This is a genomic window from Bradyrhizobium sp. 138, from assembly GCF_023074075.1.
GTDB lineage: Bacteria > Pseudomonadota > Alphaproteobacteria > Rhizobiales > Xanthobacteraceae > Bradyrhizobium.
Window position 1 is genome coordinate 35,944 of the sequence record NZ_JADPKT010000084.1, and the last position, 13,315, is coordinate 49,258.

Genomic DNA, 13,315 nt, shown 5'->3' on the forward strand with positions numbered 1-13,315 from the left:
ACGCGCTAATCTGCGTCGGCATTTCTCTGTGAGCCAGCCAATCCTAGAAACACCAGCATAGCGCGGTTGAGACGTAACAGATCGTCATCGTCTAGGCGTCCCACCAGCGTTCCGACCTTAGCTTTCGGCACTGTGGTAATCTTATCGACCATCAGCCGCGACGACGCACGCAGGCAGTTGCGTTCATTCGGCTCAACCTTTAGCCGGAAGAGAGGAGCTTCAGTTTCGTCGGTTGTGAAAGCGCAGACGGTGACGGAGTTCGTGGCGTCGAAGCTGTCGTCCTGCACGACGACAACGGGGCGCGGCTTGCCCGCATAGTCCTTGCCGCCTGCCACAGTCCAGATCTCGCCTCGCTTCATTCATCGGCCCAATCGGAGATGGCGTCGATGAAGCCTTGGTCTTCGGATGCATGTGTGCTCGTTGCGACGGCGAGCGATTGACGATGGGCTTCTGACCGGAAGGAGGGCGAGCGGATGTCCGGCACCCAGATCTGGATCGGCCGCAGGCCTTGCGCACGCAATCGAGCGCGGTGCGCCTGAACCTTCATACGAGACGTCTTGGGCTTTGAAGGGCTCATGTGTACTCTCGTCGGTTACATGTAACCCTATCAAGAAGCGTCGCGCATAACCAGCGGTATCCAATCCTTACCCCTTAACGATCACGGATTCCTGATGACTGACGATTATTGACTTTTATCAGTGATTAGTCGACATTCCTCTCATTCGAGATGCAGGAGTGTCCTTCGATGTTCGTTCGGTCGGTTTTGTCGAGCTATTCCAGGCTGTTGGCAGGCGTGTCGCTGGCCCTGATGGCGGCTTCGCTGGCCGGGTGCAATGACACCGTCGCCGAGAAGGCCGAGCCTCCGCGGCCGGTTCTGGTCGCGACCGCGCATTATGATGCCGAGACCCCGGAGCGGAGCTTCGTCGGAACCATCAGACCCCGGATCGAGAGCGACCTCGGCTTCCGCGTCGCCGGCAAGGTCGCCAAGCGCTTGGTGGAAGTCGGCCAGACCGTCGAGATCGGCCAGCCGCTCGCCACCCTCGACGAGGTCGATTTGAAGTTGCAGGCCGAGCAGGCGGTCGCGGAGCAGACCGCAGCGACCGGCGTGCTGGCCCAGGCCGCCGCCGCCGAGCAGCGCGCCAAGGACCTGAAGGCGAAGGGCTGGACCACGGACGCGCAGATGGATTCGAGCCGCGCCGCCGCGGACGAAGCCCGCGCGCGCCTGAACCGGGCCGAGCGTGCGCTCGAGCTGAGCAAGAATTCCCTTTCCTACGCGACGCTCGTTGCCGACGCCCGTGGCGTCGTCACCGCAACGCTGATCGAGCCCGGCCAGGTGGTCGCCGCGGGCCAGGCTTCGATCCGTGTCGCCCGCTTTGCCGAAAAGGAAGCGGTCGTCGCGATCCCTGAGACGCTGGTTGGACGTGCCAAGTCGGGCGTCGCCAGCGTCACTCTGTGGTCCGAGCCGGGCAAGAAGTACACGGCGAAGCTGCGCGAGATCGCGCCTGCGGCCGATCCGGCCACGCGTACCTATCTGGCAAAGTTCTCGCTGCCCGAGGCCGATGACAAGGTCGCGCTCGGCATGACCGCGACGCTGACGCTGTCGGACGCCGCGACCGAGCGTGTCGCACGGCTGCCGCTGTCGGCGCTGTTCAACGAAGGCGGCAAGCCATCTTTCTACGTCGTCGACGACAACGGCGCGCTCACTTTGAAACCGGTCACGGTGAAGTCTTACGAGAGCGGCGACGTCGTCATCACCAGCGGCGTGGAAGAGGGCGCCAAGATCGTTGCCCTCGGCGTGCAGAAGCTCGATCCGGGCCAGCGGGTGCGGATCGTGTCGGCACTGTCGTTCTAGGCGTCTTACGAGTTTCGTCCTTGCGAGGCGAGTTTCGGCCTTTGTCCCTAAGCAAAGGCTGAAGCGGCGAAGCGATCCAGAACCTGCCCAGCCCCCTGGATTGCTTCGCTGCCTCGCGATGATGGGTTGAACAGAGTGGCTGTCGTGTTTTTGGCAATTGGATCGTCTTTTCGGAGAGAGCGATGAAGCGCTTCAACCTTTCGGCCTGGGCCGTCAGCCATCCGACGCTGGTTCTCTTCCTGATGGTCATGCTCGGCGCCGCCGGCTTCTTCTCCTATGAGAAGCTCGGCCGGGCCGAGGATCCGTTCTTCACCGTGAAGGTGGTCAACGTCTCCGTGATCTGGCCGGGCGCGACTGCGCAGGAAATGCAGACGCAGGTCGCCGACCCCATCGAGAAGAAGATCCAGGAGCTGCCCTATTTCGAGAAGGTGCAGACCTATTCCAAGCCCGCCTTCACCGCGCTCCAGGTGACCTTCCGCGACAGCACGCCGCCGAAGGACGTGCCTTATCTCTTCTATCTCTTACGCAAGAAGCTGGTCGACGTGCAGGGCCAGCTGCCCTCGGGCATTCTGGGACCCGTCGTCAACGACGAGTTCTCCGACGTCGATTCCATTCTCTACATGATGACCGGCGACGGCGCCGACTATGCCCAGCTCAAGAAGGTCTCCGAAGGCTTCCGCCAGCGCCTCCTCAAGGTGCCCGGTGTGACCAAGGTCGACGTCTACGGCAATCAGGACGAGCGCATCTTCGTCGAGTTCAGCCACGCCAAGCTCGCCACCCTCGGCATCACGCCGCAGGCGCTGTTCGATTCGCTCGCCAAGCAGAACAACGTGACCCCGGCCGGCACGGTCGAGACCTCCTCGCAGCGCGTGCCGCTGCGCGTCACCGGCGCGCTCGACGGCGCCAAGGCCGTCGCTGAAACGCCGGTCGAGAGCAACGGCCGCGTGTTCCGTCTCGGCGACATCGCCACCGTCACCCACGGCTATGTCGATCCGCCGAGCTTCGTCGTCCGTCAGGAAGGCAAGGCCGCGATCGGCATCGGCGTCGTCACCGCCAAGGGCGCCAACATCCTCGACCTCGGCAAGGAGGTCGAGAAGGCGACGGCCGACTTCATGAAGGCGGTCCCGCAGGGCGTCGATGTCAAGCTGATCGCGGACCAGCCCAAGGTGGTCGAGCACGCCGTCGGCGAGTTCGTGCATTCCTTCATGGAAGCGCTCGTCATCGTGCTGTTCGTCTCGTTCCTGGCACTCGGCTGGCGCACCGGCATCGTGGTCGCGCTCTCGGTGCCGCTGGTGCTCGGCATCGTCTTCGTCGTCATGAACATGATGTCGCTCGACCTGCACCGCATCACGCTGGGTGCGCTGATCATCGCGCTCGGCCTGCTCGTCGACGACGCCATCATCGCGGTCGAGATGATGGTGGTGAAGATGGAGCAGGGCTGGGACCGCATGCGCGCGGCGTCGTTTGCCTGGGAATCTACTGCGTTTCCGATGCTCACGGGAACGCTGGTCACGGCCGCTGGCTTCCTCCCCATCGGCTTTGCCAATTCCGCGGTCGGCGAATATGCCGGCAGCATCTTCTGGATCGTGGCGATCGCGCTGGTCGCCTCCTGGTTCGTGGCGGTGATCTTCACGCCCTATATCGGCGTCAAGCTGCTGCCGAACATCAAGGTGCACGCCAACCACGATCCGCACGCGGTCTACGAAACCCGCATGTACCGCGGCCTGCGCGCCATCGTGCAATGGTGCGTCAACCACCGCATCACCGTGGTGGTCGCGACCGTCGGCGTCTTCATCGCCTCGGTCGTCGGCTTCGGTCACGTCCAGCAGCAGTTCTTCCCGCTGTCGGAGCGGCCCGAGCTGTTCCTCCAGCTGCGCCTGCCGGAGGGCACCGCTTTCAACGTCACCGAAAAGGCGGTGAAGCAGGCCGAGACGCTGCTGAAGGACGACAAGGACATCGAGACCTATACGTCCTATGTCGGCCAGGGCTCGCCGCGCTTCTGGCTCGGCCTCAATCCGCAGCTGCCGAACGAGGCCTTTGCCGAGATCGTCATCGTCGCCAAGGGGGTCGAGGCGCGTGAGCGCATCAAGGCCAAGATCGAGAACGCGGCTGCCGAGGGCTTCCTGTCGGAGGCGCGCGTGCGCGTCGACCGTTTCAATTTCGGTCCGCCCGTCGGTTTCCCCGTCCAGTTCCGCGTGATTGGCCCCGATGCCAACAAGGTGCGCGAGATCGCCTATCAGGTCCGCGACGTCATGCGGCAGAACAAGAGCGTCAAGGACGTCCAGCTCGATTGGAACGAGCAGTCGCCCTACCTCAAGCTCGTCGTCGACCAGGACCGCGCCCGCGCCATGGGCCTGACCCCGCAGGACGTCTCACAGGCGCTCGCGATGCTGATCTCGGGCTCGCAGGTCACCACCGTGCGCGACGGCATCGAGAAGGTCGGCGTGGTCGCCCGTGCGATCCCGTCCGAGCGCCTCGACCTCGGCGGCGTCGGTGATCTCACCATCACCTCGCGCAATGGCGTCGCCGTGCCGCTGCAGCAGATCGCCAAGATCGAGTATGCCCACGAGGAGCCGATCATGTGGCGGCGTAACCGCGACATGGCCATCACCGTGCGCTCCGACGTCGTCGACGGCGTGCAGGCGCCCGACGTCACCAGCCAGATCACGCCGAAGCTGAAGCCGATCAAGGATCACCTCGAGCCGGCCTACCGCATCGAGGCAGGCGGCGCGTTCGAGGAATCCGCCAAGGGCAACGCCTCGATCTTCATCCTCTTCCCGCTGATGGTCATGGTGATGCTGACGCTCTTGATGATCCAGCTTCAGAGCTTCTCGCGCCTGATCCTGGTGTTCCTGACCGCGCCGCTCGGCATCGTCGGCGCCTCGCTCGGCCTCAACGTCGCCAACGCCCCCTTCGGCTTCGTGGCGCTGCTCGGCCTGATCGCGCTCGCCGGCATGATCATGCGCAACACGGTCATCCTGGTCGACCAGATCGAGACCGACGTTTCGCACGGACTGACCCGGCGCGAAGCGATCGTGGAGGCAACCGTCCGCCGCGCCCGTCCGGTGGTGCTGACGGCCCTCGCCGCCATCCTCGCCATGATCCCGCTGTCGCGCTCGGCCTTCTGGGGCCCGATGGCGATCACCATCATGGGTGGCCTGTTCGTCGCGACCTTCCTGACGCTCTTGTACCTGCCGGGCCTTTACGCCCTGTGGTTCAGGAAGAGCCTGGACGAGGCCGGCACGCCCGAACAGCCTGCCGCGCCGCAGCATGGGAGCGATGACCCGCACGCAATTCCGCTTGCTGAAGCGGCTGAATAAGTGAGATGAAGTACTGATGGACGAGTCCTGATTGATGGCCCTGATTTCGGAACATATCGAAGGCGACACCCGGGACCGTATCCTCGAGGTGGCCGAGCGGCTGTTCCGCCAGATCGGCTACCAGAAGACCACGGTCGGCGACATCGCCAAGGAGCTCAGGATGAGCCCCGCCAATGTCTATCGCTTCTTCGAATCGAAGAAGGCGATCCATCAGGCGGTGGCGCAGGGCTTGATGGGCGAGGTCGAGCTGGAAGCGCAGCGAATCGTGGCGCGGCCAGGTCCGGTACTCCCGCGCTTCCGCGAACTGCTCACCACCATTCATCGCATGAACACCGAGCGCTATGTCGGCGACAACAAGTTGCACGAGATGGTCGAGATCGCGATGGAGGAGGACTGGGACGTCTGCGTCACCCATATGGAACGTGTCGCCGGAATGATCGGTCAGGTGATCGCACAAGGCGTGGCCTCCGGCGAGTTCGAGGCGCCGGATCTGCAATTGGCCTCGCTGTGTGCCTGCACCGCGATGATGCGGTTCTTCCACCCCCAGATGATCGCCCAGTGCGCCACCAAGCCAGGCCCGACCATCGACCAGATGATCGATTTCGTCATCGCGGGTCTGTCGCCGCGCCACTGACGGGGCGGCAGGTTTCCTCCTATAAGCAGGTCGACTGGCCGGACTGACCGGCCGGTAGCGGCCCAGGACGGATCAACACACTCCGTCATTGCGAGCGTAGCGAAGCAATCCAGACTGTCTCCGCGGAGGGATTCTGGATTGCTTCGCTGCGCTCGCAATGACGAAAAGGAAGCAGCGCGTGACCGACAAAGACCTGTACTTCTACGAGCCCTCCAAGGGCCACGGCCTCAAGCACGATCCCTTCAACGCCATCATCGCGCCGCGGCCGATCGGTTGGATCTCCTCGCGCGACACCAAGGGCCACGTCAATCTCGCGCCCTACAGCTTTTTCAACGCCTTCTGCTACGTGCCGCCGATCATCGGCTTCTCCTCCACCAACTGGAAGGACACGGTGGAGAACATCCAGCAGACCGGCGAGTTCGTCTGGAATCTCGCCACGATGGAGCTGGCCAAGCACATGAACGCAACCGCGGCGCATGTCGCCCCGGAGGTTGACGAGTTCGAGGTCGCAGGCCTCACCGCCGTGCCCGGCAAGCTCGTCAACGTGCCGCGCGTCGGCGAAAGCCCCGTCGCCTTTGAATGCAAGGTGTCCGACATCGTCCGGCTCAAAGGCGCCGATGGCAAGGAGGCGGATGCCTGGCTGACGCTGGGTGAGGTCGTCGCCGTCCACATCGACAAGGCCATGATCAAGGACGGCGTCTACCAGACTGCCGCCGCCCGCCCCATCGTCCGCGCCGGCCGCCGCGGCGACTATTTCGAGATCAAGCCGGAAAACATGTTCGAGATGGTGCGGCCGGATTAGGCGGGCGTCTTTCCCCACGCCGTCATTCCGGGTTCGCGCTTGGTGCCCCGGAATGACTTCTGCGAGGGATTCAGCCTCATTCCCTCCCGGAACTGCCCGCGCACCCTGGCCGTTGTGGTCCGGGGCCGCCCGGCCGCGTCAATTTTGCAGGCGAAGTGTTCGCCTCCGCCAGCCAGTTTCCGCTAAAATGCCCGATAACCGCGCCGATGCATGAGGTCAGCCATGAGCTTCCGCCGCGACACCCTGACAAAGCCGATCTTCTCCTGGGCGCGCGGCGTGCTGCCGGCGATGTCCGACACCGAGCGCGAGGCGCTGGAGGCGGGCGACGTCTGGTGGGACGCCGACCTCTTCACCGGCAATCCCGATTGGTCGAAGCTTTTGAAGATCCCGCAGGCGACGCTGACCAGCGAGGAGCAGGCCTTCCTCAACGGCCCCGTCGATGAGCTCTGCGCCATGCTCGACGAGTGGAAGATCTTTTGGGAGCTGCGCGACCTGCCGCAGGACGTCTGGCACTTCGTCAAGCGCGAGAAATTCTTCGGCATGATCATTCCGAAGGAATTCGGCGGCCTCGGCTTCTCGCCCTATGCCCATTCGGAAGTGGTGCGCAAGATCTCGACCCGCTCGATCGCCGCCGCGGTCACGGTGATGGTGCCGAACTCACTCGGCCCCGGCGAGCTGCTGATGCGTTTCGGCACAAAGGAGCAGCAGCAGCGCTGGTTGCCGCGGCTCGCCGACGGCCGCGACGTTCCCTGCTTCGGCCTCACCAGCCCCGAGGCCGGCTCCGACGCCGCCTCGATGGTCGATACCGGCATCATCTGCAAGGGCGAGTTCGAGGGCCGCGAAGTCCTCGGCCTCAGGCTCAACTGGCACAAGCGTTACATCACGCTCGGCCCGGTCGCGACGCTCTTGGGATTAGCCTTCAAGGCCTATGATCCCGATCACCTCGTAGGGAGCCAGGAAGAACTCGGCATCACCGTGGCGCTGATCCCGACCAATCTGCCTGGCGTCGAGATCGGTCACCGCCATCTTCCGTCGATGCAGGTGTTCCAGAACGGCCCGAACCGGGGCCGCGATGTCTTCATCCCGCTCGACCATGTCATCGGCGGCCAGGAGCGGCTGGGGCAGGGCTGGAAGATGCTGATGACCGCGCTTGCCGCCGGCCGCGGCATCTCGCTGCCGTCGCTCTCTGCTGCGGGTGCCGCCTATGCGGCCCGCACCACCGGCGCCTATGCCCGCATCCGCGAGCAGTTCGGCATCTCGATCTCAAAATTCGAGGGCGTCGAGGAGCCGCTCGCGCGCATCGTCGCGACCGCCTATCAGCTCGACGCGGCGCGGCGGCTGACCTGCGCGGCGCTCAATGCCGGCGTTCATCCGGCCGTCATCTCCGGCATCATGAAGCTGCACGCGACCGAGCGGATGCGCGTCGCGATCGACGACGCCATGGACATCCACGGTGGCAAGGCCGTGATCGACGGCCCGCAAAACTATCTCGGAAATCTTCATCGCGCTGTGCCGGTCGGTATCACGGTGGAAGGCGCCAACATCCTGACCCGCAATCTCATCGTGTTCGGGCAGGGCGCGATCCGTGCGCATCCCTATCTGCTCGACGAGATGAATGCGCTGGCCGACACCGATCGCGACCGCGGGCTCACCGCGTTCGACAAAGCCTTCTGGAAACATGTCGGTCACAGCTTCCGGACGCTGTTCCGCGCATTCGGCCGGAGCTGGACCTTTGGCGCCTTCGCGCTGGCGCCCGATGCGGGCGATGCCACGGCATTCTATCGCCAGCTCTCGCGCTACTCCGCCGCGTTTGCGCTCTGCGCCGACATGGCGCTGCTGACGCTCGGCGGCGCACTCAAGCGCAAGGAGATGCTGTCGGCGCGCTTCGGCGACATCCTCTCCGAGCTGTATCTGCTCTCGGCCGCGCTGAAGCGCTGGCAGGACGAGGGCCGGCAGAAAGAGGATTTCGCCGCGCTGGAATGGTGCATGGCGACGGGCTTTCGGACCATCGAGAACCGGCTCGCCGAAATCCTCGCCAATCTGCCCAACCGCTTCGTCGCAGCCTTCCTCAAGCTCGTGGTCCAGCCCTTCGGCGCCCGCGTGCTCGGCCCCTCCGACCGCGTCGTGCACCAATGCGCGAGCTTGGTGCTGGAGCCCTCGGCGGCGCGTGAGCGCCTGACGCCGGATCTGGCCCATGTCGATGACGACGGCGGCTTCGCGCGGCTGGAGCGCGCGTTCAAGCTGGTCGCAGCCACGGAGGCCATCGCCAGGCGCATGCGCGCTGCGCATGTTCGCGACGGGGAGGAAGCGGTCGCCAAGGGTGTGATCACGCAAGCCGAGGGCGAGCAAATCTCTGCCGCCCGCAAGGCCGTCACTGAAGTGATCGAGGTCGACGATTTTGCCCCGGAGGCGCTGTCGCCGATTTACAGGAAAACCGGCGACGTGCATCAGTTCTTCCAGGAACTCGGTGAGCAGAGGGCGGCGGGCTGATGGCACGACCGGTATTCATCGTCGACGGCAGCCGGACGCCGTTTTTGAAGGCACGCAGCGGGCCGGGGCCGTTCACGCCGGTCGATCTCGCCGTGCAATGCGGACGGCCGCTCTTGGCGCGCCAGCCGTTTTCGCCCGATAGCTTCGATCAGGTCATCCTCGGCTGCGTCAATGTGATCGCGGACGAGATGAACCCGGCCCGCGTTGCCGCGCTTCGGCTTGGCATGGGCGAGGACATGATCGCCTTCACTGTGCAGATCAATTGCGGCTCCGGCATGCAGTCGATCGACACCGCCTACCGCTACATCCGCGAAGGCCATGCCGACATGATCCTCGCCGGCGGCACCGAGGCGCTCAGCCACGCCCCGCTGGTCTGGCCCAATCCGGGTGTGCGCTGGTTCGCAGGCCTTGCCACCGCTAAGGGCGTCGCCGCGAAGCTCGCCGCGGCGTTCAAATTGCGGCCGAGCTACCTCAAGCCGATCATCGGCCTCGAGCGGGGGCTGACCGATCCGATCACCGAGCTGAACATGGGCCAGACCGCCGAGGTCGTCGGCCATCTCTTCGGCATCACGCGCGCCCAGTCCGATGCCTATGCCGCCGAGAGTCATCGTCGGCTCGCGCACGCGCAAGGCGCGGGGTTCCTGAAGGGCGAGGTCGAGACTGCGTTTTCCCGCGACGGAAAATTCTTCGACCATGACGATGGCGTGCGTCCGGACTCCACGGCGGAGACGCTGGCAAAGCTCCGGCCGGTGTTCGAGCGCCCCTGGGGTCAGGTCACCGCGGGCAATTCCTCGCAGATCACCGACGGCGCCTCGTGGGTGATCCTGGCGTCCGACGCGGCGATCGCAAAGCACAAGCTCACGCCGAAAGCCGCGATCGTCGACAGCAACTGGGCCGCGCTCGACCCTGGTATCATGGGGCTCGGTCCGGTGATGTCGGCAACGCCGCTGCTCCAGCGCAACGGCCTCACCCTCAAGGACGTCGAGACCTGGGAGCTGAACGAGGCTTTTGCCACCCAGGTGCTCGGCTGCCTCGCCGCCTGGAACGACGACAAATTCTGCAGGGAGATCCTTGGTCTCGACGGCGCGGCCGGTGAGATCGACCGTGACAAGCTCAACGTCGATGGCGGCGCGATCTCGCTCGGTCATCCCGTCGGCACCTCCGGCAACCGCATCGTGCTGCATCTCGTCAATGCCATGAAGCGGCTCGGCACGCGGCGCGGAATTGCCACCGAATGCATCGGTGGCGGGCTCGGCGGGGCCATGCTGATCGAGGCGGTGTGACCATGGATTCCAAGATCATGACCGTGCTCGCTGATCGCGTGCTGACGCTCGGTCCCCCGCCGGCGGAAGGCGGCCCCTACAAGCACTTCAAGCTGACGCGCGATGCCGACGGCATCGCCTGGCTCTTGTTCGATCGCGCCGACGCAAGCGCCAACACGCTGTCCTCCGACGTGATAGAGGAGTTCGACGCCGTGCTCGCGGTGATCGAGACCGAGCGTCCGGCCGGCCTCGTGATTCGCTCTGCAAAACCGTCCGGCTTCATCGCCGGCGCCGACGTCAACGAATTCCGTGGCGCGTCCGATCCCGACACGGTGGAGACCCGTATCCGCGCGGCGCACGCCGTGATCGATCATCTGGAAGCCCTAAAGCTACCCACGGTCGCGGTCATCCACGGCTTCTGCCTCGGCGGCGGGCTCGAGGTTGCGCTGGCCTGCCAGGCGCGCATCGCCATCGACGGCGCGCGCTTCGGCTTCCCGGAGGTGATGCTAGGTCTGCATCCCGGCCTTGGCGGCACCGCGCGCTTCACCACGCTGGTCAATCCGGTCCAATCGATGTCCCTGATGCTGACCGGCCGCACCATCGACGCGCGCCGCGCCAGATCGCTCGGCCTCGTCGATAGCGTGACGCAGGAGCGCCATGTTCGGGGCGCGGTGAAGGATGCGCTGTTCGGCCGGTTGAAGCGGGCGCGTCCGGGCTTGCTGACGCGCGCGGCGAATGTCGGCTTCGTGCGCGGGCTGCTTGCCAAGCGCATGCGCTCGGAGGCGGGGAAGGCCGCATCCCGCGAGCATTATCCGGCGCCTTATGCGCTGATCGACCTCTGGGAGACCCATGGCGGCAGCAAGGCCGCGATGCTGAAGGCGGAGCAGGCTTCCTTTGCCAAGTTGATGGTGACGCCGACCGCCCAGAACCTGATCCGCGTGTTCTTCCTGCGCGAGCAGATGAAGAAGGCGGCAGGTAGCGACAACACCATCAAGCATGTCCATGTCATCGGCGCCGGCGCCATGGGGGGCGACATTGCCGCTTGGGTAGCCGGGCAAGGCTTTCGCGTCTCGCTCGCCGACATGAAGGCGGAGCCGATCGCGGGCGCGGTGAAGCGCGCCGCCGAGCTCTACGGCAAGATCATCCGCAAGCCGACCGAGGTGCGCGACGCGCTCGATCGCCTCATTCCTGACATGGACGGGGAAGGGGTGCGCAATGCCGATCTCATCATCGAGGCCGTGCCGGAGAAGCTCGAGCTCAAGCAGAAGGTCTATGCCGGGCTCGAGCCGCGGATGAAGCCGGGCGCGATCCTTGCGACCAACACGTCGAGCATCCCGCTTCAGGACCTACGCAACGGCCTGGCGCGGCCGGAGCGGCTGGTGGGCCTGCATTTCTTCAATCCGGTGTCGCGACTGCAATTGGTCGAAGTCGTCAGGCACGATGGCAACGACCCCCAGGTGCTGAAGCAGGCGCTCGCCTTCGTAGGTGCAATCGACCGCCTGCCGCTGGCTGTGAAGAGCTCGCCGGGCTTTCTCGTCAACCGCGCGCTGACGCCGTACATGCTGGAGGCGATGGTGATGCTGGACGAGAAGATCGACCCGCGCCTGATCGACGCCGCGGCCGAGCAATTCGGCATGCCGATGGGGCCGATCGAGCTTGCCGATCAGGTCGGGCTCGACATCTGCCTCGACGTCGGCGACATGCTGCGCACGAAATTCGGCGATCTGCTGCCGCCGACACCGGCGTGGCTGCGCGACAAGGTCGCCAAGGGTGAACTCGGCCGCAAGACCGGCAAAGGTTTCTATATCTGGAAGGACGGCAAGGCGGAGAAGGCGCCGCTGCCCGAGACCGGCCCGCGCGTCACCGATCAGATGATCGACCGCCTGGTGCTACCAATGTCCAATGTCTGCGTCGCGGCGCTGCGCGAGGGCATTGTCGATGATGCCGACGCCGTCGACGGCGCCATGATTTTCGGCACCGGTTATGCACCGTTCCGCGGCGGTCCGCTGAACTATGCCCGCACGCGTGGCGTGGAAAATATTGTATCCACCCTGCGCGGGCTGGCCGAGCGATTCGGCGAGCGCTTCGCGCCCGATCCGGGCTGGGACAGTTTCAAGTGAGAGAGGCATAGAGCGAACAAGCCAATACCGGTCCGAGCGGAGATCTCTGCATCCGCACGCTGGCGATGCCCGCCGACACCAACGCCAATGGCGACATCTTCGGCGGCTGGCTGCTCAGCCAGATGGACGTCGGCGGCGGCGTGTTTGCCTCGAAGGTTGCGAGGTCGCGTACGGTGACGGTCGCGATCGAGGCGATGAATTTTCGCAAAGCCGTTTATGTCGGTGATCTCGTCTCGGTCTACGCCAATCTCGTGCGCGTCGGGCGCACCTCGCTGACCGTGCATCTCGAGGCTTGGGCACTGCGGCGCAAGGAGCTTCAACCGTTCCTCGTCACCGACGGCAATTTCACCTATGTCTCGATCGACGACCACGGCCGTCCGCAAGCGATCCAGCGAAACGATCCGCCGATCGCGACGTAATCGCGCGACGCTCCGCCTTATCTCACGAATGCGTGGCAATCGCTGCCAAACACGGCGCGACTGAGTCATCCTCGTCGCGGCTTCGCCAAGAACCAGTCATAAAACGGATGAGGTCCCGGCGTACTCAGTTGCGTGTCGATTCGGGGTGGAAACGGCCTCAAATGCCTGGGGAACCTTTGGGCAGGAGCACCGTTATTTGCCCGCACTGAGGAATCCACGGACTATGCCGGACAGCTACATCATCGAAGTCGATTCGCAGACCGCAGGTATCGTCGTTCGTTCTTCCGGAGGCTATTGCTTCTTCGCCTCGTCCCAGCGCTTCAACCGTCTCGAAGGCCAGCTCTTCCGCAACGCCCGCGAAGCCGAGCGCGCCGCGCGCAAGCTGGTGAACGGTGATGTGAAGGAGGCGGCGTAAC

At 64.8% G+C, this 13,315-nt stretch carries 11 protein-coding genes; 9 read left to right on the top strand and 2 right to left on the bottom strand.

Translation table 11 applies throughout. The features are described from left to right. Positions 1-5 precede the first annotated feature (5 nt). The gene (locus IVA79_RS28100) at positions 6-359 is read right to left on the bottom strand and encodes a type II toxin-antitoxin system PemK/MazF family toxin (RefSeq protein ID WP_247559149.1); all 354 of its coding nucleotides are present in this window, start codon (positions 357-359) and stop codon (positions 6-8) included. Then, complete coding sequence (locus IVA79_RS28105) at positions 356-547, bottom strand: antitoxin MazE family protein (RefSeq protein ID WP_247559151.1); 192 nt, start codon at positions 545-547, stop codon at positions 356-358. Before IVA79_RS28105 ends, IVA79_RS28100 begins: the two co-directional genes overlap by 4 nt. Before the next feature lie 198 nt (positions 548-745). Here IVA79_RS28105 and IVA79_RS28110 point away from each other — a divergent pair, with 198 nt between their 5' ends. From IVA79_RS28110 to IVA79_RS28150, 9 genes are all read left to right on the top strand, one after another. Then, on the top strand, positions 746-1,852 hold the full coding sequence (locus tag IVA79_RS28110; RefSeq protein ID WP_247559153.1) for an efflux RND transporter periplasmic adaptor subunit: 1,107 nt from the start codon (positions 746-748) through the stop codon (positions 1,850-1,852). A gap of 182 nt (positions 1,853-2,034) precedes the next feature. Further along, the gene (locus IVA79_RS28115) at positions 2,035-5,172 is read left to right on the top strand and encodes an efflux RND transporter permease subunit (protein ID WP_247559155.1); all 3,138 of its coding nucleotides are present in this window, start codon (positions 2,035-2,037) and stop codon (positions 5,170-5,172) included. A 34-nt stretch (positions 5,173-5,206) separates the two neighbouring features. Continuing rightward, entirely contained in the window at positions 5,207-5,806 is a 600-nt protein-coding gene (locus IVA79_RS28120) for a TetR family transcriptional regulator (RefSeq protein ID WP_247559157.1), read from the top strand. Positions 5,807-5,984: 178 nt separating this feature from the next. Continuing rightward, a complete protein-coding gene (locus IVA79_RS28125) occupies positions 5,985-6,608 on the top strand; it encodes a flavin reductase family protein (RefSeq protein ID WP_247559159.1) in 624 nt (207 codons plus the stop codon). A gap of 222 nt (positions 6,609-6,830) precedes the next feature. Then, positions 6,831-9,098 carry an acyl-CoA dehydrogenase gene (locus IVA79_RS28130; RefSeq protein ID WP_247559161.1) on the top strand — a complete coding sequence of 756 codons (2,268 nt, stop codon included), beginning with the start codon at positions 6,831-6,833 and terminating at the stop codon, positions 9,096-9,098. Next, on the top strand, positions 9,098-10,381 hold the full coding sequence (locus IVA79_RS28135; RefSeq protein ID WP_247559163.1) for an acetyl-CoA C-acetyltransferase: 1,284 nt from the start codon (positions 9,098-9,100) through the stop codon (positions 10,379-10,381). Before IVA79_RS28130 ends, IVA79_RS28135 begins: the two co-directional genes overlap by 1 nt. Positions 10,382-10,383: 2 nt before the next feature. Further along, positions 10,384-12,480 (top strand): 3-hydroxyacyl-CoA dehydrogenase NAD-binding domain-containing protein, encoded by a 2,097-nt coding sequence (locus IVA79_RS28140; RefSeq protein ID WP_247559165.1) that lies wholly within the window; start codon positions 10,384-10,386, stop codon positions 12,478-12,480. 65 nt (positions 12,481-12,545) lie between these two features. Continuing rightward, positions 12,546-12,899, top strand: coding sequence for an acyl-CoA thioesterase (locus tag IVA79_RS28145; RefSeq protein ID WP_247559167.1), 354 nt, complete (start codon positions 12,546-12,548; stop codon positions 12,897-12,899). A gap of 223 nt (positions 12,900-13,122) precedes the next feature. Beyond that, positions 13,123-13,314, top strand: coding sequence for a hypothetical protein (locus IVA79_RS28150; RefSeq protein ID WP_212089167.1), 192 nt, complete (start codon positions 13,123-13,125; stop codon positions 13,312-13,314). Position 13,315 lies beyond the last annotated feature (1 nt).

Bases quoted from the DNA above. Each gene is read 5' to 3' on its own strand.
- IVA79_RS28140 (WP_247559165.1), top strand. From the start codon at position 10,384: ATGGATTCCAAGATCATGACCGTGCTCGCTGATCGCGTGCTGACGCTC.
- IVA79_RS28145 (WP_247559167.1), top strand. From the start codon at position 12,546: ATGCCCGCCGACACCAACGCCAATGGCGACATCTTCGGCGGCTGGCTG.
- IVA79_RS28110 (WP_247559153.1), top strand. From the start codon at position 746: ATGTTCGTTCGGTCGGTTTTGTCGAGCTATTCCAGGCTGTTGGCAGGC.
- IVA79_RS28130 (WP_247559161.1), top strand. From the start codon at position 6,831: ATGAGCTTCCGCCGCGACACCCTGACAAAGCCGATCTTCTCCTGGGCG.
- IVA79_RS28150 (WP_212089167.1), top strand. From the start codon at position 13,123: ATGCCGGACAGCTACATCATCGAAGTCGATTCGCAGACCGCAGGTATC.
- IVA79_RS28115 (WP_247559155.1), top strand. From the start codon at position 2,035: ATGAAGCGCTTCAACCTTTCGGCCTGGGCCGTCAGCCATCCGACGCTG.
- IVA79_RS28105 (WP_247559151.1), bottom strand. From the start codon at position 547: ATGAAGGTTCAGGCGCACCGCGCTCGATTGCGTGCGCAAGGCCTGCGG.
- IVA79_RS28135 (WP_247559163.1), top strand. From the start codon at position 9,098: ATGGCACGACCGGTATTCATCGTCGACGGCAGCCGGACGCCGTTTTTG.
- IVA79_RS28120 (WP_247559157.1), top strand. From the start codon at position 5,207: ATGGCCCTGATTTCGGAACATATCGAAGGCGACACCCGGGACCGTATC.
- IVA79_RS28100 (WP_247559149.1), bottom strand. From the start codon at position 359: ATGAAGCGAGGCGAGATCTGGACTGTGGCAGGCGGCAAGGACTATGCG.